Genomic DNA, 23,051 nt, shown 5'->3' with positions numbered 1-23,051 from the left:
AGCGGGCGGGTGGTGAGCCCGTCCTCGAGCTTCGTGGACAACGCTTCTTCCGCGGCCTCGCCGGATGCTTCCTTGCCCGACTTGCGCAGCACGCCCTCTACCAGGCGCTGCCACTGCTCATGCGTCGCGTCAGGGAACTCGGCGGCCAGGGAGAGCCCGTCATCAGGCAGGACCGTCATGGCCCGGGATGCTAGGCCGGGCCGCTAAACCGGGGCCGTAGCCAGATGGTGGACACGCGCGGCCACCCCGAAGCCCGAACCCCGAAGCCCCTACGCCGCCGACCGCAGCCGCCACACCCCCGGTCGGACCTCCGAGCAGTCCGGGACGGCCGTCCGCAGCGCCGCCAGCCTGCGCCGGGCGTACGACTCCAGGCGCGCGTCCTCCAGGATCACCGCCTCGGTCAGGCACTGCCCGAAGTGCTCCTCGGCCGTCGCCGGGCGGCCGCACTCGACCGCGAGGAGACCCATCACCCGCAGTGCCTCGAACCGGGCGCGCGGGTCCTGCGCGGCCGCGTCCAGGGCGGGGGACAGGAGGGCTGCCGCGCCGTCCACCGCGCCCGCGTCCAGCCGCAGGTCGGCCAGGCCCGTCAGGGCGCGGCTGCGTTCGGGGAGGTCGGCGGCGACGTCGGCGGCCAGCAGGGCCCGCTCGTACAGTTCGCCCGCGGCCGGGATCTCGCGGCGCTGCCAGGCCAGGTCGCCGAGCGAGCGCAGCAGCCGCGCCTGCGCCGGTACGTCGCCCAGGTGCTGGGCGGCCTCCAGGGCCAGCTCGTGGCAGGTGGCCCAGTCGTCCCACTCGGCGAGGGTCTCCAGCAGGCCGGTCAGCCCGTCGGCCAGCCGTACGGTCTGCTCCCACAGCCCCGCCCCGCAGGCCTGCCGGACCACCGTGACGAACGCCGGCCGCCGCCGGGCCAGCCACTCCAGCGGATGGACACCGCCCACCTGCGGCGCCGACCGGGCCTCGCGCAGCGCCTCCTCGTACGCGGCGCACAGGCGGGCCGTGGCCACCCGTACCGCGCCCGACTCCTCGTGCGCGGCCAGCCGTTCCACGGCCAGCAGCCGCAGCACCTCCGGCAGCCGGTAGTGCTCCGGGCGCCCGGCGCCCGGCAGTTCCTCCCGTACGAGCCGGGCCGCCACCAGGTCCGTCACCGCGGCCCGCGCGCCGACGAGGTCCGTGCCCAGCACCGCCGCCGCCGAGTCCAGCCCGAAGGGTCCCTCGGGCAGCAGCCCCAGCAGCCGGAACGCCCGCTGCCGTGCGCCGTCGGCCTCCTCGTACGCCGCACCCAGTCGGGCCAGGAACCCGGGATCCGCCGCGTCCAGCTCCGCCAGCCGCCCCGGCGCGCCCCGGAACCGGGCCGCCGCGCACGGCTCGGCACGGGCGGCGGCCCGCAGCGCCAGCGGCAGCAGCCCGCACAGCTCGACGATCTCCGCGGCCTCGGTTTCGTCCGGGGCGTCGGCCCCGCCCCGGGCGGCCGCCAGCAGCATCCGCCGCGCTTCCTTGGGCGCCGGTACGTCGAGCAGCAGCACCCGCCCGTCCAGCCCGTCCGGCACCCGCCGGCAGGTCACCAGCACCCGGGCCTCGGGCAGCGCGGCCGCCAACGGCTCCACCTGGTCGGCGCGGTCCACCGAGTCCAGGATCACCAGCGTGCGCCGGCCGCCCGTCAGCTCGCGCAGCAGCGAGCGCAGTCCGCCGACGTCCTGGGGGAGCGCGCCCCGGGCCCCGTACAGCCGGGCGATCCTGGCGAGGAGCGCCGTACCGTCCAGGGCCGCCTCGCGACCGTCCCGTGCGTCGCGGCCGTCGAGACGCATCCGTACGAGGAGCCGGCCGCCCGGGAACCGTTCGCCCGCCCGGTGCGCCGCCTCCGTGGCCAGGGCGGTCTTTCCGACGCCCACCTGTCCGCTGACGACCACGATCCGGGCGCCGGGCGCCGACAGGAGTTCGGCGAGCGAGCCCAGCTCCTCCTCCCGGCCGGAGAACAGGGGGTCGGGGGCGGGGAGTTCCACGACCGCGCGGTACCCCGCGTCCTCCGGCGAAGACGAAGGCGAAGGCGCAGGTGAAGACGCAGGCGAAGGCGACGGCGGCCCGGAAGGCCGGTCGGTCGGAGAAGAAGAGGCGGGCGAGGAGGCGAGGGAGGAGGCGGCGACGACCGTGCCCGGTTCCGGATCCGCCGCCGCGCCCCCGTGCCCCGCCGGCCGCAGCAGCTCAGGGTCCCCGGCCAGGATCCGCCGGTGCAGTGCCTGCAGTTGCAGTCCGGGGTCGATGCCCAGCTCCTCCACCAGCCCGCGCCGCAGCCGCGAGAACACCTGGAGGGCGTCCGCCTGCCGGCCCGACCGGTACAGCGCGACCATCAGGTGCGCGAAGAACTCCTCCCGCAACGGGAACTCGGCCACGACCGACTGGAGTTCGCCGATGAGCGCCTGGTGCCGCCCCAGGTACAGGTCGGCCCGGATCCGCTGCTCCAGCGCCGCCGTCCGCACCTCCGTGAGCCGTACCGCCGTGCTGTCCAACAGCGGGCCGTGCGGGGTGTCCGAGAGCAGCGGGCCGCGCCACAGCGCCAGGGCCTGCCGCTGCAACCGCGCGGCGGCCTCGTACTCGAGGCGCTCCATCCGCTCCCGGCCGCGCTCGTGCAGCTCCTGGAAGACGGTGAGGTCCAACTGGGCCGGATCCAGGCGTAGTTCGTAGCCGGGTGCGCGGGTCACCAGCGCGTCCCGACCGTACTCCGCGTCCGCCTCGTCCAGCAGCTTGCGCAGCTGGGACACGTACACCTGCAAGGTGGTGGTGGCCGTACGGGGCGGTTCCTCGCCCCACAGCTCGTCGATCAGGCTGTCCACGGACACGATCTCGTTGGCCCGCACCAGCAGCGCGGCCAGCACCACCCGGATCTTCGCGGCGCGCGGCGTCAGCCCCCCGGAAGATCCCGACGCGCCGGACACTCCCGAGAGCCCGGAACCCCCCGCCCCGCGATGTGCCCCGCCCACCTCCAGCGGCCCCAGAATTCGAAAACGCATGCGCCCTCCCCCGGCAGTTTCCGGCCGCCAGGCTAGGCGCGCGAACGACCCCGGCTCCGGACAGGCGCCCCCCTGAATCGGGCGGCGCAACCCCCGCACACGGACGCTGCAAGCCCTGCTTTAGCCGCGGAACGGACGATGCGGGCGCCCAGGTGGGAGCGGACGAGGCGCGTTCCGCTGCTGCCCCGAGCGCACCATGAGGGGGCCGACCTTGACCGAGTACCGAACTTTCACCGAGCTGATCCTGGATCGGGCGCAGACCCTGGGCGAGGCGGACGCGCACATCTTCCTGCGCGACACCGTCGCCGGCCCGGTCGAGGAGCGGCTCTCGTACGCCGGCCTCGACGCCGCCGCCCGCACCCTCGCCGTCCGGCTCCGCGCCCACGGCGCGCAGGGCCAGCCGGTGCTGCTGCTCTACCCCCAGGGCTCCGAATTCCTCAAGGCCTTCACCGGCTGCCTCTACGCCGGCGCGATCGCGGTGCCCGCCCCGCTCCCCGGTGACCGGGGCGAACGCCTGAAGCGGGTGTCCGGGATCATCAAGGACACCGGTGCCCGGCTCGTCCTGACCGACGAGGCGAACGCCGCCGAGGTGTCGCTGTGGCTGGCCATGGAGACCCGCGCCGAGGTCGTCGTCCTGGCCTCGGACGTCATCGGCGCGGACGGCCGGGGACAGGACGCCGTCGGCGAGGCCGCGGCCGACGACTGGCAGCCGCCCGCCACCGGCCCCGACGACCTGGCGTTCCTCCAGTACACCTCCGGCTCCACCTCCCGGCCGCGCGGTGTCATGGTCAGCCACCGCAACCTGCTCGCCAACGAGGCCGCCATCGGGCGGGCGCTCGGCACCTCGCCCGCCGACCGGTTCGGCAGCTGGCTGCCGCACTACCACGACATGGGTCTGATCGCCCATCTGCTGCACCCGCTGTGGCTGGGCTCCACCTCCGTGCAGATGTCCGCCACCGCCTTCGTCAAGCGGCCCGTGCACTGGCTCAGGATGATCTCCGAGTACGGGGTGACCGTCGGCGGCGGCCCGAACTTCTGCTACGACCTGTGCCTGCGCCGCGTCACCGACGCCCAGCTCGCCGAGCTCGACCTCTCCTCCTGGCGGCTCGCCCTCAACGGCGCCGAACCCGTCCGCGCCGACACCCTCGACGCGTTCACCGCCCGCTTCGCCGCCGCCGGCCTGCGCGCCGAGGGCATGTACCCGGCGTACGGGCTCGCGGAGGCCACCCTCATCGTCTCCGGCGCCGTACCGGGCCGCCCGTACCGCCGCCGTACCGCCGACCCGGCCGGCCTCGAACACGACGAACTGCGCGCCCCGGCCCCCGGCGAGGCGGGCCGCACCCTGGTCTCCAGCGGCCCCGTCGACCAGGACTTCGACCTGCGCATCGTCGACCCCGTCGACGGCAGGCCGCTGCCCGACGGGCGGGTCGGCGAGATCTGGCTGCGCGGCGGCAGCGTCGCCCAGGGGTACTGGCGGCGCCCCGCCGACACGGCGCACACCTTCCACGCGGTCCTCGCGGGCGGGGACTCCGGCTTCCTGCGCACCGGCGACCTCGGCGTCGTCGAGGACGGCGAGCTGTACGTCACCGGGCGGCTGAAGGAGGTCATCATCCTCAACGGCCGCAACATCTACCCGCAGGACGTCGAATGGGCCGTCCGCGAGGTCAGCCCGGCGCTCGGCGCGGGCCACGGCGCGGTGTTCACCGTGGACGCCGACCGCGAGCAGCTCGTCATCGTGCAGGAGGTACGCGCCCCGCACGCCGACTGGGACCGGCTCCAGGCCCTGGCCTGCCGCGTCCAGGCGCTCGTCGGACGGGACTTCGACGTGCCCGCCGGCAACGTGGTCCTGATCCGGCCCGGCACCCTGCGCCGCACCACCAGCGGCAAGATCCAGCGGACCCTGATGCGCAGGCTGTTCCTGGAGGGCGGCCTCTCCTCCCTCTACGAGGTCCTCGACCCGGCGGTCCGCGAGCTGCTGTCCGCCTCCGGCGGCCCGGGCGCCGACGACGACCCGTACGGGGCGCACGCCCCGCGGGGCTCCGAAGCCCTGCGCGGCGACCCGTCCGGCACTCCCGCCGCCGGCCTGCCCGCAGCCCCCGCCGTCCGCCGCACCGGGGACCTCCGGTGGTGAGCGCCCTCACGCTCGAACCCCGGCCGCGCACACCCGCCCCCGGGACGGTCCCGCACGACCGGGCGGCCGCGCTGGAACGCCTCCTCGGAGACCCCTCCGACCCCCGCAACCCGGCGGGCTACGCGAAACTGCTCGCCGCCGACCGGCGGGCCAGGCTGTCCGAGGAAGCCGAGTCCCTGCTCGACGGCTTCGGTCTCAACGCCGAGTACGTGCCGCGCGAACTCGGCGGGCGGTTCGACTCCGCCGAGACCCTGCTGCGCGTGATGCGCCCGGTCTTCCGGCGCGACGCCGCCCTCGGCACCGGGTACGGCATGAGCACCTTCATGGCCGCCTCCGACGTGTGGATGAGCGGCAGCCCCGCCCAGCGCACCTGGCTCGCCGAGCTGCTGCTGTCCGGCTCCAAGGCGGCCATCGCCCAGCACGAGACCGCCCACACCAACGACTTCGTCCGCAGCCAGGTCGCGGCCGCGCCCGCCCCGGGCGGCGGCCTGTCCGTCAGTGGCGCCAAGCCCGTCGTCAACAACCTGCACCGGGCCGACGCCCTCGTGCTGTTCTGCCGCACCGACGACCGGCCCGGCAGCGGCAGTCACTCGGCGCTCCTGCTGGACCCGCACGCCCTGCCCGCCGACCGCTACCGGGTCACCAGCCGCCGCCCCCGCACCGGCATGCGCGGCTGCTACTTCGACGCCGTCGAGTTCGAGGACTGCCCGGTCCCCGAGCAGAACCTGCTGGGCCCCCTCGGCAGCGGCGTCCCCACCTCCCTGCGGTCCTTCCAGATGAGCCGCACCATGATGGCCTCACTGGTCGCCGCCGCCGTCGACACCTGTCTGCGCACCGCCGTCCTCGTCGACCGCACCCAGGGTCCGGGCCACGGCGCCCCCGTCGACCCCGAACACACCGCGACCACCCTGGCGAACGCCTTCGTGAACCTGCTGTTCTACGACTGCCTCGCCGTGGTCGCCACCCGCGCCCTGCACCTGCACCCCGCCGAGACCAGCGTCTACTCGGCCGCCGTCAAGGCACTGCTGCCGCGCGTGCTCAGCGACACGATGTACGACCTGTCCACCGTCCTCGGCTCGCAGATCTACACCCGCGACGGCACCGTCGGCGTCTTCCAGAAGCACCTGCGCGACGTGCCCGTCGTCAGCCTCGGCCACGCCGGGACCGTCGCCTGCCAGGCCACGATCATCCCCCAGCTGCCGCTGCTCGCCGCCCGGTCCTGGTTCCGCGAACCGCCCGCCTCCGGCGCGCTGTTCCGGCCCGGCGCCCCGCTGCCGCCCTTCGACTACGAGCACCTCGCGCTGGCCTGCGGCCGCGACAGCCTCAGCGCCTCACTCGTCGAGACCGCCGCGACGCTGACCGGCCGGAGCCCCGTCGAACAGGCCCTGCGCGAGCTCGCCGGGCAGATGGTCGACGAACTGCGCGACCTGCGGACCCGCGTCCTGGCCCTGCCCCCGCCCGGCGGCGGCGCGCCCGTGGGCCCCGCCTGGTTCGCGCTCACCGACCGGTACGTCCTGGTGCTCGCCGCGGCGGCCGTGCTCGGCGTGTGGCGGCACGGCGACGCCGCCGCCGACCCCTTCCTCGCCGACCCGGCCTGGGCGGCCGTGGCCCTGCACCGCATCGCCCGGCGCCTCGGCGCCCCCGGCACCGAACTGCCCGCCGAATGCACGGCCCGGATCCACCAAGAGGTCCTCGCCCGCTTCGGCGACCAGCGCAGCTACGACCTCTACAACACCCCGCTTCCCGGCTGACCGGCCGGCAGCCATGGCCTTACGAACCAGAAGGAGCCCGGCATGACCATGCCCGCGCCGCCGCGCAGCGCGGCCGCCCCGCTGTACGGGTGGCTGACCGACCGGCTCGCCGCCTACCTGGACCGGGAACCCGAGAGCATCGACCCGACCGTCCCCCTCGCGGTGTACGGCATGGACTCGGTGTGCGGGCTGAGCCTGTGCGGCGACGTGGAGGACGAACTCGGCATCCCCGTCGACCCGTCACTGGCCTGGGACCATCCCACGGTGGCCGCCCTGGCCCAGCACCTGGCCTCGCGCGGAGCCCGGGTGCCGGCCGGCGGGGCGCGTCCGTGACGGGCACCGCGGGCGCCGTCGCCGTGGTCGGGTTGGACTGCGTCTTCCCCGGCGCGGTCGGCGCCGAGGGCTACTGGGACCTGCTCGTCCGCGGCGGCGACGGAACCGGCGAACTGCCCGCCCCGCGCCGCGAGGGCCTCGGCTTCGACGACTCCGTACGCGGCGGGTTCATCGAGGACATCGCCACCTTCGACAACGACTTCTTCGCCGTGTCGCCCCGCGAGGCCGCCGCCATGGACCCGCAGCACCGGCTGCTCCTCCAGTGCGCCTGGCGGGCACTGGAGGACTCCGGGCAGTCCCCGGCCGCCCTCGCCGGCAGCGACACCGGCGTCTTCGTCGGCGCCATGGGCAGCGAATGGGCCCAGCTCCACATGGCCGACCACTCCCGGGTCACCCCGCAGCTCGGCGCCGGCACCAGCTCCTGCATGGCCGCCAACCGGATCTCCTACCACCTCGACCTCAAGGGCCCCAGCCTCTCCGTCGACACCGCCTGCTCCTCCTCCCTCGTCGCCGTGCACCTGGCCGTCAACTCCCTGCTGGCGGGGGAGTGCGGAACCGCGCTCGCCGGCGGCGTCAACCTCGTCCTGACCCCGTCCCTCGGCAGCGTGTACGCGCAGATGGGCCTGGCCGCCCCCGACGGCCGCTGCAAGCCCTTCAGCGCCGACGCCGACGGCATCGGCCGCAGCGACGGAGCCGGCGCCGTCGTCCTGCGCCGGCTGGAGGACGCGCTCGCCGACGGGCAGCGCGTGTACGCCGTCATCCGCGGCACCGCCGTCAACCAGGACGGCCGCAGCAACGGCGTCACCGCCCCCAACCGGTGGTCGCAGCGCGAGGTCGTCGCCTCCGCCTACCGGCGCGCCGGGGTCACCCCGGACCGCATCCGCTTCATCGAGGCCCACGGCACCGGCACCGCGCTGGGCGACATCATCGAATGCGCGGCCCTCGGCGAACTCCACGCCGTCCAGCGCCCCGAGCCCTGCGCCATCGGCTCCGTCAAGGGAAACCTGGGCCACACCGAAGGCGCCGCCGGCATCGCCGGCCTCATCAAGGTCGCCCTCGCCCTGCACCACCGCCTGGTGCCCGCCAGCCGCCACGCCGCCCGCGAGAACCCCCAACTGCGGCTCGCCGAACGCGGCCTGAGCCTGCTCAAGGCGCCCGTACGGCTGCCCGCCGGGGAGGTCCTGGCCGGAGTCAGCAGCTTCGGCATGGGCGGCACCAACGCCCACGCCGTCCTCGCCAGCGCCCCCCGGGTACGCCGGGCGCCCGCCCGCCGCACCGGCGCCGCCCCCGTGGGCGTCTTCACCGTCTCCGGCAACACCCCCGAGGCGCTGCGCCGCAACCTCGCCTGCCAGGCCGAGGCCATCGCCCGCCGCCCCCGCGGCGACGCCGCAGCCCTGTGCTTCACCAGCAACCGGGTCAAGACGGGCCTGGGCTACCGGGCCGCGATCACCGCCCGCGACACCGCGGAACTGGCCGCCGCCCTGCGCGCCGCCGCCGACGACGCCCAGCTGCGCGCCGGGATCGCCGACCGGGCCTGGCACCCCCCGGCCGTCGGCTTCCTGTTCAGCGGCCAGGGCGTCCAGGAACCCGGCATGACCGCCGGGCTGTACCGCGACAGCGCCGCCTACCGCCGCCACCTCGACGAGGCCGACGCCGCGCTCGCCCCGCACCTGGGCGGCTCGGTCCGCGACCTGATCCTCGACGAGGACCCGGCCGTCCACCGCACCGGCTGGGCCCAGCCCGCCCTGTTCGCCGTCGGCCACGCCCTCTTCCGCACCCTCGGAGACCTGGGCGTCCACCCCGACGCGGTACTCGGCCACAGCGTCGGCGAGTTCGCCGCGGCCGTCGCCGCCGGCGCGCTCACCCTGGACGACGCCGCCCGGCTGGTCGCCGTACGCGGGCGGCTGATGGAGGAACTCCCCGACGGCGGCGGCATGCTCTCCATACGGGCCGACGCCGGCGAGGTGCGGGAGGTGCTGGACGCCCTCCCGCGGGTCGCCGGGCAGGTGGCCGTGGCCGCCGTCAACGGGCCCGGGAACACCGTCCTGTCCGGCGGCCAGGGCGCGCTCGACGCCGTCGCCGCCGAACTGCGCGGCCTCGGCATCCGCAGCAGCCGGCTGCGGGTCTCGCACGCCTTCCACTCGCCGCTGATGTCCCCCGCCCTCGACCGGTTCGCCGAGGCCGCCGCCGGCCTCGCCCCGGCCGCGCCCCGCATCCCCTTCGCCTCCACCCGGTACGGGCGCGTCCTCGGCGACGAGCCGCTGGACGCCGCGTACTGGCGCGACCAGGCCGCCGAACCCGTCCTGTTCGCCGACGCCCTCGACGCGCTGATGGCCGACGCCATGCCCGGCGTGCTGATCGAGATCGGCCCCGGCCCGCAGCTCGTCCAGCTCGCCGGACGGGCCGGACTGCCCCCCGGCGTCCGCCTGCTGCACCCCGCGCCCGGCCGGGAGGCGGGCGGCGCCGACCTCGCCGAGACCGCCGCCGCGCTCTACCGCTGCGGGCTCGACCCCCACTGGCAGGAGCTGTACGAGCCCGCGCACCGCACCGTGGAGCGCCTCGCCCCGTACGCCTTCTCCACCGAGCACCGGTACTGGCACGCCCCGGCGCCCCGCGCCGCCACCCGGCCCGCGGCCCCGGACCCCGCTTCCCCCGGCGGGTCCGAGGCCGCGCCGCCCGCCCGACCGGCCGCCCCGGCGGACGACGGGACCGAGGACCCGGTGCTGCGCGCCGTGATCGCCGCCGTCGTCGAGGTCGGCGGGTACGACCCGGCCCGGGTCGCCGCCGGGACCCGGTTCTACGCCGACCTCGGCTTCGACTCCGTGATGATCATGCAGCTGAAGGACCGCGTCGAGTCGAGGCTGCCGCAGACCGGCAGCGTCACCGTCCAGCAGATCCTCCCCGCCCTGCGCACGGTGGGCTCGCTCGCCGCGTTCCTCGGCGAGTGGATCAGTGTGGGAGCCAGTACGGGAGCCGGCGCGGGAGCCACCGCGTGAGCCGGCCCGCGGACACGGACGCGCCCGCCGCCCTCCACATCGCCGGAACCGCCGCCGCCCTGCCCGGACCGCCCGTCACCAACGCCGACCTCGGCAAGGTCTTCGGGATCAGCGAGGAGTGGATCGACCTCTTCGTCGGCACCCGCACCCGCCACTTCGGCTGGGACCTCGCCACGGGCGAGGTCCTGCACACCCTCACCGACCTGTGCGCCGAAGCCGCCGACCGGGCCCTCGCCGCATCCGGCTTCGACGGCCGCGACCTGGACTTCCTCGTCCTGGCCACGACCACCCCCGACACCCTGCTGCCGACCACCGCCAACCAGGTCGCCGACCGGCTCGGCCTCGACCACCTGCCCGTGTACCAGCTCCAGGCCGGATGCTCGGGCGCCGTCCAGGCCCTCGACCTCGGCCGCGCCCTGATCGCCTCCGGCCACCGCGCCGGACTGGTCGTCGGCGGGGACGTCACCGCCCGCTTCCTGGAACCCACCCGCTCCGCCGCCGCGCTGCCCACCCAGGAACTCGTCAACTACGTGCTGTTCGGCGACGGCGCCGGCGCCGCCGTCGTCAGCGCCGAACCCGAGGGCGAGGCCATCGGCGTCCGCGCGCTCCTCAACCGCTTCGCCGGACAGGGCCGCGCACCCGGCCAGACCATCGACTGGGAGGGCCCCGCCCGGCGCGACCCGGACCGGCGCATGCTCCACGAGGACTACAAGGCCATCGAGGAGGGCGTGCCCGCCATGGCAGGGGAGATCCTCTGGGAACTCCTGGAGACCACCGGATGGCGCCCCGACGAGATCGGCTTCCTGCTGCCGCCCCAACTCTCCGGCCGGATGACCCGGCGCATCGTCGAGGACCTCGCCCTGCCCGGGCCCCGGGAGATCTCCTGCGTCGCCGACACCGGGAACACCGGCAACGCCCTGCCGTTCGTCCAGCTCGACCGCCTCGTGCCCGAGCTCGGACCGGGGGAGCGGGCCCTGGCCCTCGTCGTCGAGTCCAGCAAGTGGATCAAGGCGGGCCTCGCCCTGGAGAAGGAGGACACAAGGTGACCACCCCGCTGGAGGAACTCCGCACGCTGCACGCCGGCGGGCAGCTCGCCGCCCGCTACCCCCGGGTGCGCTCCCTGCTGGCCGAGATCACCGACGACCCCGGCCGGGACGAAGCGGGCCTCCTCGCCGAACTGCGCCGCTGCGGCCGCGTACTGGACTCGCTCGGCCCCGACGAGGTCCTCGCCGACCATCCGACGACGGGCGTGGTCACCGTCGCCCTCACCGGCCACTCCACCCTCGCCCAGCTCACCGACCCGCTCACCGCCGAGCTGGCCCGGCACGGACTGCTCGCCCGCCTCGTCCACGGAACGCACGGCGCCTACCTGCGCGACCTCACCGACCCCGGCGGGGAACTGCGCGCCGCCCGCCCCGACCTCACCCTGTGCGTCATGGACGCGGACGCCGTCTTCGGCCGGCTCCCGCTGCCCTGGGGACCCGACGACGCCGAGAGCGCCTGCCAGGAACTCGCCGACCGCCTCACCCTCGTCGCCGAGGCGCACACCGCCCACGGCACCGGCACCCTCGTCCTCAACACGCTGCCGCTGCCCCGCCACTGCGCCCAGCAACTCGTCGACCAGGGCCGGCGCGCCCGGCTCGGCGCCGTGTGGCGCGAGTTCAACGCCCGGCTGCTGCGCCTGGCCGAGGCCCACCCCGCCGTCGTCGTCCTCGACCTCGACCCGGTCATCGCCTCCACCGGCCCGGCCACCGACCCCCGCCTGGCCCTCTACACCCGCTCGCCCTTCACCGACGAGCTCTTCTCCGCCTACGCCCGCGACGCCGCCCACGTCCTGCGCTCCCGGACCGGCCTCGCCAAGAAGTGCCTCGTCCTCGACCTCGACAACACCCTGTGGGGCGGCATCCTCGGCGAGGACGGTCCCGAGGGCATCGCCGCCGGCGGCACCCTGATCGGCGAGCCCTACGCGGCGGTCCAACGCGTCGCCAAACAGCTCGCCGCCCAGGGCGTCCTGCTCGCCGTCAGCAGCAAGAACGACCCCGGCCCGGTCGCCGACGTGCTCGCCGGACACCCCGACATGACCCTGCGCCCCGCGGACTTCGTCGCCGTCCACGCCAACTGGGAACCCAAGGACGGCAACCTCGACGCCATCGCGCGGCGCCTGGGCATCTCGCCCGACGCACTCGTCTTCCTCGACGACTCGCCCGCCGAACGCGCCCTGGTCCGCCGCCACCTGCCCGGCACGGCCGTGGTCCCGCTCGGCGCCGAACCGGCCCTGCACCTGCACGCGCTGCTCCGGGACGGCTGGTTCGACACCCCGCAGGTCACCGAGGACGACACCCGACGCACCGTCCGCTACCGGGAGGCCGCCGCCCGCGAGGAGTTCCGCGCGAGCAGCACCTCGTACGAGGACTACCTCGCGGAGCTCCGCATCGAGGTCAGCCTCTCACCGCCCGAACCGCACGAGATCCGCCGGCTGTCGCAGCTGTCCCTGCGCACCAACCAGTTCAACCTCACCGGCGAACGGGTCCAGGCCGACCGCGTCGCCGCCCTCGCCGCCGCCGAGGGCCACCGGGTCCTCGCCGTCCGCGTCGCCGACCGCTTCGGCGACAGCGGGCTCGTCGGCGCCCTCTTCACCCGCCGCGACGGGGACACCCTCGCCGTGGACAACGTGTTCCTCAGCTGCCGGGCCCTGGCCCGCGGCATCGAGGACGCCTGCCTGGCCGCCGTACTGGCCCACGCGCACGCGGAACGCCTGGACGCCGTACGGGCCCGGTACCGGCCCACCCGCGCCAACGCGAAGGTGAGCGGCTTCTACCCGTCCCTCGGCTTCACCCGCGAACCGGGGACCGACGACGAAGGCGTCTGGTTCCGGCACACGCTGGCCGCGCTGCCACCCGTACCGGGTCACCTGACCCTCGACGCCCGACTCGGAGGGACGGTCCATGGACACCACCTGCAACATCACTGAGCTGGCCCGGTTCCTCACCCTCGTCAGGGAGGAACTCGGCCTCGACCTCACCCCGCAGGAGGCCGCAGCCGACTTCGACACCCTCCAGGCCTGGGACTCGGTGCACCTGCTGCGCCTGGTCATGCTCGCCGAACGGGCCACCGGCCGGCCGGTCCCGGTCGCCCCGGTGCTCCAGGCCCGCAGCCTCGCCGAGGTGCACGCCCTGGTGGTCGCCCCGTGAGCATGACCATCGGGGACCCGCTCGCCGTGACCGTGGCGGGCACCAACTGGTCCACCGTGCGCACCGAACTCGCGGCGCACGGCACGGCACTCGTGCACGGCCGGCTCGCCGACTGGCGGCCGGCCGACCCGGACGCCGGCACGCTGCGCGCCGCCCTCGGGCGGGACTGGGCCCGCTACCGCGACATCACGCACGACGAGATACGCGACCGCTTCGCCGCCTCCCGACTGCTGCTCAAGCACGCGGCGGCGGCCGCGCTGCGCGCCGAACCGCAGGACCTGGAGCTCATGTACGGCCCGACCGGCCGCCCCCACCTGCGCGGCTGCGACCAGATCGACATCAGCCTCAGCCACACCGACGACCTGCTGCTGGTCGGCCTGACCACCCGCGGCCTGGTCGGAGTGGACGCCGAACTGTCCGACCGGCGCATCTACAGCCGCGGCCTCGACCGGCACATCTGCACCCCCCACGAGCGGCTGATCGTCTCCGAACTGCCCGAGGAGGAACGCAACCCGAGCCTGGTGCGGCTGTGGACGCTGAAGGAGGCCTACAGCAAGGCCATCGGCCAGGGCATGCAGTTCCGGTTCACCGAGTTCGGCTTCGGCCCCGACGGCCGCCCCACCCAGGTGCACCGCCCCGACGGCACTCCCGGCGCCGGCGACGAATGGTCCTTCCGCACCTTCCTCCTGGTCAGCGACGGCCTGGAGTTCTGCGTCAGCGCCGCCGTCTACGACGCCGGCCTCGGCCGGACCGTGGACGCGGAGATCACCACGATGCTCGACGCCGACGTGGTGGCCGCGCTGGGCGAGGCACTGGAGGGGGAGTGGGCACATGAACGGCGGTCAAAGGTCCTCGACCACTGAGGTGGTGGCCTCCAGGACGGCCCTGTCGGCCTGGATGAGGCTGAGGGCGATCGGGGCCAGCCGCCGCCCCGCCCCGTCCTTGCCGAGCGGCTCCCACACCGCGGCGCAGCGCAGCGGCAGGTCCGGTTCCGCGTAGCCCCGGAAGTGCGCCCGCAGCGAGGCCAGCGTGATCCGTCCGGCCCCCAGCCCGTGCGCCCGCCCGGCGGTGAGCAGCGAGGCCTGCCGTACGGCCTCCAGCAGCACCCGTGCCGGGATCTCCCCGTCGACCGGCGGGGGCAGTACGACCTCCACGGCGAGCCGCCCGTCCGCCGTCCCGGGGCTGCGCAGCAGCACGTCACGGAGGTCGCCGCGGCCGACGTCGGCGGGGTCCACGAGGGGGCCGGCACCCGCGTCGTCCGCCGCCGTCGCGCCGGAGGCGCCCAGCAGGGCCGCCCGGCTGTGACGGCGGTGGTTGGTGTGCACCCCGGGAGCCAGGAAGACCAGACTGGCCTCGCCCGCGCCGCAGGGGATCCCGTCGATCTCCATCGCCAGGCGGAACTCCAGGACGCGCGGTACCCCGTCCACGACCTTGTCCGGGCGCACGCGCAGCCGTACGTCGAGCCGGCCCGCCGCCGATCCGCGGCGCAGGGCCGTCACGTCGTCCGCCCACAGCCCGAAGCGGTAGAAGACCGCCACCCGGTCCGGGTTCACGGCGAAGTGGCAGCGCCCGATGAACTCGGCGGCCTCCCGGACCACGCCGACCACGTCCGGCAGCTCGTGGAACCGCCGGCCCCGCCGCTCCCCGGCCGACACCTCGCCGACCAGGACGAACTCCTCCTCGGTGTCCGGCACCGCGGGGACCGGATGCTGCCACGACCTCGGCCGGTGGATCAGATGACGGACCGCCGTACTGCGCACACGCCACCCCCCTTCCCGCCGGACCGGGTCCGGTCTCGGCCCGATTCAGGGTGCCGGGCGCGAGGGCACGGATCCAGCCGGCTCCGATGGCAGCTAGTGGCCGGGCACGTAATGCCTCGCCCTCAGGGCATGTCCTCCGCCCAGTCGAGCATCCCGCGCGCGGCCACGCTCACACCCGCCTGGAACCGGCTGGTGGACTCCAGCTCCTCCATGATCTGGGAGATGTAGCGGCGGCAGGTCCGCACGGACATGCCCAGCCGGCGTGCCACCATCTCGTCCTTGTGGCCCTGGGCCATCAGCCTGACGATCGACCGTTTCAGGTCATCGGTGACGGCCGTCGGCTCCTCCGCGCCCGGCGTGAAGGACGTGGCCGCCGCCCACAGGTGTTCGTACACCTTGTAGAGGAAGGCCACGAGCGTCGGCTCGCGCACCACGACCGCGCCCGGGATCCGGCCGCAGACGTTCTGCTCGGGGAGGAAGACGATCTCCCGGTCGTAGATGACGATCCGGTCGATCAACTGGTCCGTCGTACGGACCTCCGCCCCGGAGGCCGTCACCGCCCGCACGTACGCGGTGGTCGCCAGGTCGCTGCGCACGGTGTGCTGGTAGAGGTGGCGCATCGTCACCCCGCGCGCCAACCGGGTCAGCGCGAGCGGCCGCGCGTCGTCCAGGGACTTGGCGGGCCGGGGGCCGCCGGGCTGCGCGGTGAGCATTTCCGTACGGCAGCGGGCCCCCCAGTCGTTGAGCATCGCCTGCAGGACGCCGATGTCACTGATGATGTCGAAGGCCTCGGCCTGGTTGCGGCGCTGGCGGCTCTCGAAGTAGGCGGGTTCGAGCGCCCGCATCCGGGTCCGCACGTCCGTGACGGCCTGCTGGAGCTCGCGGATCTGGGTCTCGGTGGGACCCAGGAGGTCGGCGGCGGCCGCGTCGGGGCTGACCGGGACAAAAGTGCCCGGTTCGCCGGGCATCGGGCGCAACAGGCTCAGGGACTGCAGAACGTTCTCGATCCGGGTCGCCTCCGCCAGGCTCATCCCCAACGCCTCGGCGACTCCTTGCCGTGTGTACCGGCCGTGGGTCACGGCGTGCTGATATGCAATGGCGCAGCTGTCGTCGAAGTCCTCGGAGTGCGGTGAAAAAAGCGGTTCTCCGGCCATCTAGTTGCTACTCCCCCGTAGCCAGTGGAACTAGTTGCCAGGCCACTTTACGACATCGCGTTTCGCTTGGAACTCGCTTGAGGAGGTTGGCAGTGTGTACCTCGCACCGCACGGATGTCCACAGGGGGTAGAGATGAACAAGGCGACGGCGAAGCGCGCGTTCTCGGGATTGCTCGTCACACTCGGCATTTGGGGAAGTCTTGGAATGGGCTTGGCGGAAGCATCAACTCCGGAAGAGCGGGTCAAGGTCGAGGCCGCCGGCGTGAGCATCGATGCTGAACTGGTGATCTGCCCCCTGGACGACCGGTGGACCCTCCTCTGCCCCTGACCCGCACCGCCAGGTGGTACGCGGTATTCCGCCCCGCCGACCAGCCGTCATGGCTGGACGGCGGGGCGCTGTCGTTTCCGTGGCCCGCCTGTGAGGAGCCGGTGAAATCTAGCGCCCGCCGCTCTGCCCGACCATGTGTGCCACTTCGGCACGCGAACGCACCCCGAGTTTCTTGAATATGCGGCTCATGTACGTCTCGACGGTCTTCGTGCTGATATCGAGCCGGGCCGCCATCCGCTGATTCGTGTATCCCGATCCGACGAGTCCCGCTATTTCCCGCTCACGTTCGCTCAGGAGGAACATCCGGCCGTTTCCCGGAAGTTCCTTCCGGTTCACCACCGATATCTCCTCCGTGGTCCGCACGGAATTCCCCGGGGCTCCGCTCGAATGGACTGCGAGCATTGCACCGCCGAATTTCCGGTATTCGGCGGCCGAGGCCTCGTCGCCCGCCGCCGACCCGGCCCGCGCCAGCCCGAGGGCCAGGCTCCCCGCGAGATGGGCCTGGCCGAACTCCAGCGCCGCGCGCAGCCCCCACGCGAACCGGGCCTCCGCCCGGCCGACCCGGCCCAGGCCCAGCTCCGCCCCGCCCAGCAGGCACAGCGCCTCCAGCTCCGCCGCCATGTCGGCCGGGCCGAGTCCCTCCAGCAGCTCCGCCGCCGCATCGGCGGCCGCCGCGGCCCCGGGGCCGTCACCGCACGCGACCCGCCCGGCGGCCAGCAGCGCCAGGGTGTGCACCCGGGCGGCCGGGAGGAGTTCGGCGGACGGCCGTCGTCCGGCCGACGCACCCCCCGGGCCCCCGGACCCGGCCGCCCCCGCAGGTCCGACCCGCCCCTCGGGGCCGGCCGTACCGACAGGTCCGCCCGGGGCCGTGGGGCGCGCCGCCCTCGTGGGGTCGCGCGGATCCGCAGGATCCGGCGGGTCGGCGGGGGCCGTCGGTCCCGCCAGTGCGGCGAGTCGGGCCAGGCCCGCCAGTTCGGCCAGGTCCGCCAGGCCCTCCAGGTGCTCCGGGGTCCCGTCGGTCGGGGTGCCCGCCGGCAGGGCCAGGGCCAGGGCCAGTCGTTCGCGCAGCGGTCCGGGCCCGGCCGCCCACTCGCCGGCCCCGGCCAGCAGTTCGGCGGCCTCCGCGCGGCGGCCCAGCATCCGCAGCGTGCGGGCCCGCCACAGCACCGCGTCCGCCCGGCCGCCGTCCTCCCACGCCTCGTGGACCCGCGGCCACACCTCCTCGTGGACGCCGGCGGCCTCCCGCGCCCGCCCCGCGAGCAGCAGGGCCTTGGCCCGCAGCAGCAACAGGCCCGCCGGCACCCGCCCGGCGGACTCCGCCAGCCGGTCCAGGGCCCGCAGCGTGCGGGCCGGTTGGACGAACAGCCAGGCCCGGGCCCCGAGCAGGAGCACCCGTGCGTCCTCCTCCGACAGCGCGCCGTCCTCGTCCAGCAGGTGCGCGGCCAGTGCCGGGGAGCACGGGCCCGGGCCCTCCTCTCGCAGCGCGGCCACGGCCCGGGCCCGGGCCTCGCGCCGCCAGCCCGCACCGGACGCGTGGTGCACCAGCGCCCGTACGGCGGGGCGGGCGAACCGGAAGCGCAGAGTCCCGGGGACCGGTACGACCACGGCCTCCGCGTGCAGTTCGTCCAGCCCGCGCTCCACCTCCGCGAGCGACACCCCGGCGGTCCGCGCGAGGGCCCCGACCGTGAAGGGATCGCCGAGCACCGCCGCCGCGCAGGCCGTGCGCCAGCCCGGAGAGGACAGGGTGTGCAGGTCCACGGCCCCCACCGAGGCCCCGGCCCCGGCCGGCGGCTCCCCCGTGGTCAGCTCGCCCACGCCGTACAGACCCGGAGCCGGCTCCGCCGCCAGGGCCCGCACCAGCCCCGGCACGCCCGCCGCGTCCCGCAGTACGAGCGCCCGGGCCCGCGGGTCCAGGGCGGCCGGCAACAGCGAGCGGGCCTCGGCCTCCGACAGCGGCGCGAGACGTACGTGGCGCAGGTTGCCCGCTTCGTGGGCCATCGAGGCCAGCGGGCCGCCGGCCGGACCCGAGCGGTGCGCCAGGACCGTCAGGACCGGGCCGTCCGGCGGGTGGCGCACCACGTGCTCGACGAACTCCACGACCTCGGGGCGGGCCCGATGGGCGTCGTCCAGGATGAGCAACAGCCCACCGCCGGCGGAGAGTTCGGTCAGCAGGGCGCGCAGGGCGCGCACGGTCCCGTAGTCGTCCGGCTCCCGCTCGCCCGTGGTGCCGAGCGACGGGAAGACCACGGCCAGGCGGCGCGCGGCCGCCGGTCCGAGCCGCTCGAACAGGGCTCCGTCCGCCCGGGCCAGCTCGTCGTCCAGCGCGTCCACCAGCACGTCGTACGGGTGGGAGCGGCCACCGCGCGGGGCCCGCCCGAAGGCCACCGTCCAGCCGTCCCGGTGCGCGGATTCGGCCAACTGCCGCAGCAGGTGGGTCTTGCCGGACCAGGGCTCGCCGCTGACCCGGACGAACTGGGCTCCCTGGCGGGCGATCCTCAACTGCCTTCTGAGGAAGGCCAGTTCGCGGGCACGTACCCCGGCCGGCGGCATCGGGGCAGGCATGTGGTGCACCGGGGTCCCTCCACGTTCGTCGGCCGACTCCGAGATTCGCCGATCGCCCCCTCCCGGCCAAGGAGAACGCGCTGTCCACACGTTGCCAGGCAAGAACTGCGGGGGGTGTTTTCGACCGGGGCGACCGTGTCGGGGAAATCCCCCACACGCGCATCAGTACGACCGGCGACAGTTCGGCTTTCACCGCGCCGGGAGTTCCGGGGATTCCGGAACCGACAGCCGCTGCCAATTCGCTGGGGTCGCGTCAGGAGAAACCCGAACGGGTACTCGGGTTCTCCGCCCCGCACCCTCGGGCGTGATACCGACCACCCCGCCCACTTCCGGGAGCCGTTGACAAATGACCGCCTCGCGCAGCACCCGCACCCGCATCGGGTACGGCTGCGGATCACTGGTGACCGGCGCGTACACCACGCTGCCCGGCCTCCTCCTCCTGCCCTACCTCACCGACACCCTCGGCGCCGGGGCCGTGCTCGCCGGCGCCGTCGTCCTGGTCCCCAAGGCCTGGGCCGTGGTCCTGGCCCCGGCCGCCGGGCGCGCCGCCGACCGCAGCGGGGCCCGCCGCACCCACCTCCTGCTGGGCGGCCTGGCCGCCGCTGCGGGCCTCGGCCTGATGCTGTCCGGCCCGGCGGCCGGCGGCGCGGGCGTCGCCTGGACCGCGCTGGGCTTCCTGCTCACGGCCACCGCCTTCGCCTTCTTCCAGACCGCGTTCGCCGCGTTGCCCGCGGAGCTCGCCGACAGCCCCGAGGACCGCATGCGGCTCGTCGGCAGCCGCGTCGCGGGCATCGCCGTCGCCGCCCTCCTGGTCGGCGCCGCGGCCCCGGCCCTGGTCGAGGCCAACGGGGGAGGCCTGCCCGGCCACCGCTGGGCCGCCCTCTTCGGCGCCACGGTCATGGCCCTGGGGACCCTGGCGGTCCACCTCACCACCCAACCCCACCCGTCCCTTGCACCGGCCGCACCGGCCGCCGCACCGGCCGGGCCGGTCCCCGCACCGTCTGTGCCGGTTCCCGCACCGTCGGGGCCGGCCGGCGCACCAGCCGGGCCGCTTTCCGCGCAGGCCGCGCCGTTCCCCGCACCGCTCGCGCCCGTTCCCGCGCCGGCCGCGTCGAGCCCCGTGCCCGCCGGCCCTGAGCCCGCCGCGGGCGCAGCGCTCCGTCGGCTTCCCGAACTGCTGCGCGGCAACCGCCGCTTCGCCGCTCTCCTCGCCTGCGCCACCGTGCAAGTGATCGCCACCGGGTGCCTGCTCGCCGCGGCCCCGTACTTCGCCGAGCACGTCCTCGACGCACCCGACACGACCCCGCTGCTCGTCGCCGCCTTCGTCGCGCCGAACCTGTTCGGCACCCCGCTGTGGACCCGTATCGCCGCGCGCCGCGGCAACCGCGCCGCCCTCACCGCCGCCTCCGCCGTCCTCGCCGGCGGCAGCCTCCTCCTGGTCGCCGCACCCGGCGCCCCCGCCTGGTGGGCGCCCGCCGCCCTGCTGCTGGCCGGCGTCGGCCACGCGGGCCAGCTGCTCCTCCTCTACGCGATGCTCACCGAGTGCGCCGCGAAGGACCGCTCCGGCGCCGGCACCCTCTCCGGCCTCTTCAGCGGCGGCGAGGCCCTCGGCATGGCCCTCGGCCCCTTCCTCTTCGCCCTCCTCCTCCAGCTCACCGGCTACGTCCCCTCCGACACCGGCAGCTCCGCGGCCCAGTCCGCCGCCGCCGAACGGGGCGTGCTCGCCGGCATGTCCGTACTCCCGGCCCTCCTGACCGCCGCGGGGCTCGTACTGCTCCACGCCCTCGGCCGAGCGCGCAAGCCCGGCTTTAGGGAGTCCGCCGAACCTCTGTGGCGCGCCAGCCGGCCCGCTGGCGCACCCGCGTCGAAAGGTGGCCTTCATTGAGCATCGTCGAGGACAGGCCCGTCCGTACCACGGAGCGCCCGTCGACGCCCCCGCCGCTCCCGCTCCCCAGCCTGCGCGAACGCACGGCGGAGCTGAGCGCCCTCCAGGAGCACGTGCTCCGCGGCCCCAGCGACCGCGCCACCGCGGCCCAGCACGCCAAGGGCAAGCTGACGGCCCGTGAGCGGGTCACCCTCCTCTTCGACGAGGGCACCTTCGTCGAGATCGAGGGCCTGCGCCGGCACCGGGCCACGGGCTTCGGCCTGGAGGACAAGAAGCCGCACAGCGACGGCGTCGTCATCGGCTGGGGCACCGTCCACGGCCGGACCGTCTTCGCGTACGCCCACGACTTCCGGATCTTCGGCGGCGCCCTCGGCGAGGCCCACGCCGAGAAGATCCACAAGGTGATGGACCTCGCCGAGGCCGCCGGCGCCCCCATCGTCGGCCTCTGCGACGGCGCGGGCGCCCGTATCCAGGAGGGCGTCTCCGCCCTCGCGGGCTACGGCGGCATCTTCCAGCGCAACGTCCGCAACTCCGGCGTCATCCCGCAGATCTCGGTCATGCTCGGGCCCTGCGCCGGCGGCGCCGCGTACTCCCCGGCCCTCACCGACTTCGTCTTCATGGTCCGGGACACCTCGCAGATGTTCATCACCGGCCCGGACGTGGTCCGCGCGGTGACCGGCGAGGAGATCACCCAGAACGGCCTCGGCGGCGCCGACGTGCACGCCTCGGTCTCCGGGGTGGCCGCCTTCGCCTACGACACCGAGGAGTCCTGCCTGGAGGACGTCCGCTACCTCCTGTCGATGCTCCCCTCGAACAACCGGGAACTCCCGCCCACCGCCGAGGCCGACGACCCCGCCGACCGCCGCTGCGAACGCCTGCTGGACCTGGTCCCCTCCCAGCCCAATCAGTCGTACGACATGCGCCGCGTCATCGAGGAGGTCGTCGACCACGGCGAGTTCTTCGAGGTCCACGGCCAGTGGGCGCAGAACGTCGTGTGCGGCCTGGCCCGCTTCGACGGCCACGTCACCGGCATCGTCGCGAACCAGCCCGCCGCCCTCGCCGGTGTCCTCGACATCCAGTCCAGCGAGAAGGCCGCCCGCTTCGTGCAGTTCTGCGACGCGTTCAGCATCCCGCTGGTCACCCTGGTCGACGTACCCGGCTTCCTGCCGGGCGTGGACCAGGAACACGGCGGCGTCATCCGGCACGGCGCCAAGCTGCTGTACGCGTACTGCAACGCGACCGTGCCGCGCATCTCGCTCGTCCTGCGCAAGGCGTACGGCGGCGCGTACATCGTCATGGACTCCCGCTCGATCGGCGCGGACGTCGCCCTGGCCTGGCCGAGCAACGAGATCGCCGTCATGGGCGCCGAGGGCGCCGCCAACGTCATCTTCCGCCGCGAGATCGCCGGCGCCGAGGACCCCGAGGCGATGCGCGCGCAGAAGATCCAGGAGTACACGACCGAGCTGATGCACCCCTACTACGCGGCCGAACGCGGCCTCGTCGACGACGTCATCGACCCGGCCGACACCCGCACCCGGCTGATCAGCGCCCTCGCCATGCTGCGCACGAAGCACGTGCCGCTGCCGGGCCGCAAGCACGGGAACCTCCCGCTGTGACGGCCGCGAACCCCGGAGCCGGGGTGGAACTGGCGCTGGCCTCCCTGCGGATCACCGGCGGCAACCCGAGCCGCGAGGACGTCGCGGCGCTCGCCGCGGTGCTCGCCGCCCGCTTCGCACCCGGCGCGGGCGGTACGTCGTCCGACGACCGCCGTGAGGCCGAGCGCGGCCGCACCCGCTGGCAGGAGCCCGCCGGCGCCTATCGGACACCGGGAGCGTGGGTGTCGTGACGACCGGCGGAATCCGCAAGGTGCTCATCGCCAACCGTGGCGAAATCGCTGTCCGCGTTGCCCGGGCCTGCCGGGACGCCGGGATCGCGAGCGTAGCCGTCTACGCCGA

17 protein-coding genes and 1 pseudogene are annotated in these 23,051 nt (G+C 74.9%); 13 read left to right on the top strand and 5 right to left on the bottom strand.

All coding sequences use genetic code 11. The features are described 5' to 3' along the window. Together ACFYYJ_RS41145 and ACFYYJ_RS41140 are read right to left on the bottom strand one after the other, a co-directional pair. Positions 1-179, bottom strand: a pseudogene (locus ACFYYJ_RS41145) (methylmalonyl-CoA mutase); the annotation flags it as partial. A gap of 90 nt (positions 180-269) precedes the next feature. Beyond that, positions 270-3,005 (bottom strand): BTAD domain-containing putative transcriptional regulator, encoded by a 2,736-nt coding sequence (locus tag ACFYYJ_RS41140; RefSeq protein ID WP_389140068.1) that lies wholly within the window; start codon positions 3,003-3,005, stop codon positions 270-272. 211 nt (positions 3,006-3,216) lie between these two features. Here ACFYYJ_RS41140 and ACFYYJ_RS41135 point away from each other — a divergent pair, with 211 nt between their 5' ends. The 8 genes from ACFYYJ_RS41135 to ACFYYJ_RS41100 are packed head-to-tail and all read left to right on the top strand — an operon-like array spanning position 3,217 to position 14,270. Next, the gene (locus tag ACFYYJ_RS41135) at positions 3,217-5,136 is read left to right on the top strand and encodes a fatty acyl-AMP ligase (protein ID WP_389140065.1); all 1,920 of its coding nucleotides are present in this window, start codon (positions 3,217-3,219) and stop codon (positions 5,134-5,136) included. Further along, positions 5,133-6,887: an acyl-CoA dehydrogenase gene (locus tag ACFYYJ_RS41130; RefSeq protein ID WP_389140062.1), complete on the top strand. Its 1,755-nt coding sequence runs from the start codon at positions 5,133-5,135 to the stop codon at positions 6,885-6,887. The genes ACFYYJ_RS41135 and ACFYYJ_RS41130 overlap by 4 nt, the downstream gene beginning before the upstream one ends. Before the next feature lie 42 nt (positions 6,888-6,929). Further along, positions 6,930-7,220, top strand: a complete 291-nt coding sequence (locus tag ACFYYJ_RS41125) for an acyl carrier protein (protein ID WP_385131869.1) — start codon at positions 6,930-6,932, stop codon at positions 7,218-7,220. Then, positions 7,217-10,216: a beta-ketoacyl synthase N-terminal-like domain-containing protein gene (locus ACFYYJ_RS41120; RefSeq protein ID WP_389140058.1), complete on the top strand. Its 3,000-nt coding sequence runs from the start codon at positions 7,217-7,219 to the stop codon at positions 10,214-10,216. The genes ACFYYJ_RS41125 and ACFYYJ_RS41120 overlap by 4 nt, the downstream gene beginning before the upstream one ends. After that, entirely contained in the window at positions 10,213-11,262 is a 1,050-nt protein-coding gene (locus ACFYYJ_RS41115) for a 3-oxoacyl-ACP synthase III family protein (RefSeq protein ID WP_385364116.1), read from the top strand. Before ACFYYJ_RS41120 ends, ACFYYJ_RS41115 begins: the two co-directional genes overlap by 4 nt. Next, positions 11,259-13,187, top strand: a complete 1,929-nt coding sequence (locus ACFYYJ_RS41110) for an HAD-IIIC family phosphatase (protein WP_389140054.1) — start codon at positions 11,259-11,261, stop codon at positions 13,185-13,187. Before ACFYYJ_RS41115 ends, ACFYYJ_RS41110 begins: the two co-directional genes overlap by 4 nt. Further along, the gene (locus ACFYYJ_RS41105) at positions 13,162-13,407 is read left to right on the top strand and encodes an acyl carrier protein (protein ID WP_385364114.1); all 246 of its coding nucleotides are present in this window, start codon (positions 13,162-13,164) and stop codon (positions 13,405-13,407) included. Before ACFYYJ_RS41110 ends, ACFYYJ_RS41105 begins: the two co-directional genes overlap by 26 nt. Before the next feature lie 2 nt (positions 13,408-13,409). Beyond that, a complete protein-coding gene (locus ACFYYJ_RS41100) occupies positions 13,410-14,270 on the top strand; it encodes a 4'-phosphopantetheinyl transferase family protein (protein ID WP_385131889.1) in 861 nt (286 codons plus the stop codon). On the opposite strand, the gene ACFYYJ_RS41095 is transcribed toward ACFYYJ_RS41100, so the two are convergent. Both ACFYYJ_RS41095 and ACFYYJ_RS41090 read right to left on the bottom strand, forming a co-directional pair. Beyond that, on the bottom strand, positions 14,250-15,101 hold the full coding sequence (locus ACFYYJ_RS41095) for an AfsA-related hotdog domain-containing protein (protein WP_385364113.1): 852 nt from the start codon (positions 15,099-15,101) through the stop codon (positions 14,250-14,252). The two genes, ACFYYJ_RS41100 and ACFYYJ_RS41095, sit on opposite strands and share 21 nt — an antisense overlap. A 188-nt stretch (positions 15,102-15,289) precedes the next feature. After that, positions 15,290-16,198, bottom strand: a complete 909-nt coding sequence (locus ACFYYJ_RS41090) for a LuxR C-terminal-related transcriptional regulator (protein ID WP_385131856.1) — start codon at positions 16,196-16,198, stop codon at positions 15,290-15,292. 256 nt (positions 16,199-16,454) lie between these two features. Between ACFYYJ_RS41090 and ACFYYJ_RS41085 the strand changes: the two genes are divergently transcribed. Further along, positions 16,455-16,649, top strand: coding sequence for a hypothetical protein (locus ACFYYJ_RS41085; protein ID WP_385364111.1), 195 nt, complete (start codon positions 16,455-16,457; stop codon positions 16,647-16,649). 108 nt (positions 16,650-16,757) lie between these two features. On the opposite strand, the gene ACFYYJ_RS41080 is transcribed toward ACFYYJ_RS41085, so the two are convergent. Then, positions 16,758-19,211 (bottom strand): LuxR C-terminal-related transcriptional regulator, encoded by a 2,454-nt coding sequence (locus ACFYYJ_RS41080; RefSeq protein WP_389140072.1) that lies wholly within the window; start codon positions 19,209-19,211, stop codon positions 16,758-16,760. A 346-nt stretch (positions 19,212-19,557) separates the two neighbouring features. On the opposite strand from ACFYYJ_RS41080, the gene ACFYYJ_RS41075 reads away from it, so the two are divergent. The 4 genes from ACFYYJ_RS41075 to ACFYYJ_RS41060 form a co-directional block, all read left to right on the top strand. Continuing rightward, positions 19,558-21,096 carry an MFS transporter gene (locus ACFYYJ_RS41075; protein WP_389140047.1) on the top strand — a complete coding sequence of 513 codons (1,539 nt, stop codon included), beginning with the start codon at positions 19,558-19,560 and terminating at the stop codon, positions 21,094-21,096. Then, complete coding sequence (locus ACFYYJ_RS41070) at positions 21,093-22,712, top strand: acyl-CoA carboxylase subunit beta (protein WP_389140044.1); 1,620 nt, start codon at positions 21,093-21,095, stop codon at positions 22,710-22,712. Before ACFYYJ_RS41075 ends, ACFYYJ_RS41070 begins: the two co-directional genes overlap by 4 nt. After that, positions 22,709-22,942, top strand: coding sequence for an acyl-CoA carboxylase epsilon subunit (locus tag ACFYYJ_RS41065; RefSeq protein ID WP_385131845.1), 234 nt, complete (start codon positions 22,709-22,711; stop codon positions 22,940-22,942). The genes ACFYYJ_RS41070 and ACFYYJ_RS41065 overlap by 4 nt, the downstream gene beginning before the upstream one ends. A gap of 11 nt (positions 22,943-22,953) precedes the next feature. Then, the coding region (locus tag ACFYYJ_RS41060; RefSeq protein ID WP_279617129.1) for a biotin carboxylase N-terminal domain-containing protein at positions 22,954-23,051 on the top strand (98 nt) is incomplete at its 3' end.

It is taken from the genome of Streptomyces sp. NPDC002467, assembly GCF_042889825.1.
GTDB lineage: Bacteria > Actinomycetota > Actinomycetes > Streptomycetales > Streptomycetaceae > Streptomyces.
Note: the sequence above shows the minus strand (reverse complement) of the source record. Positions and strands in the feature narration are given on the sequence as shown.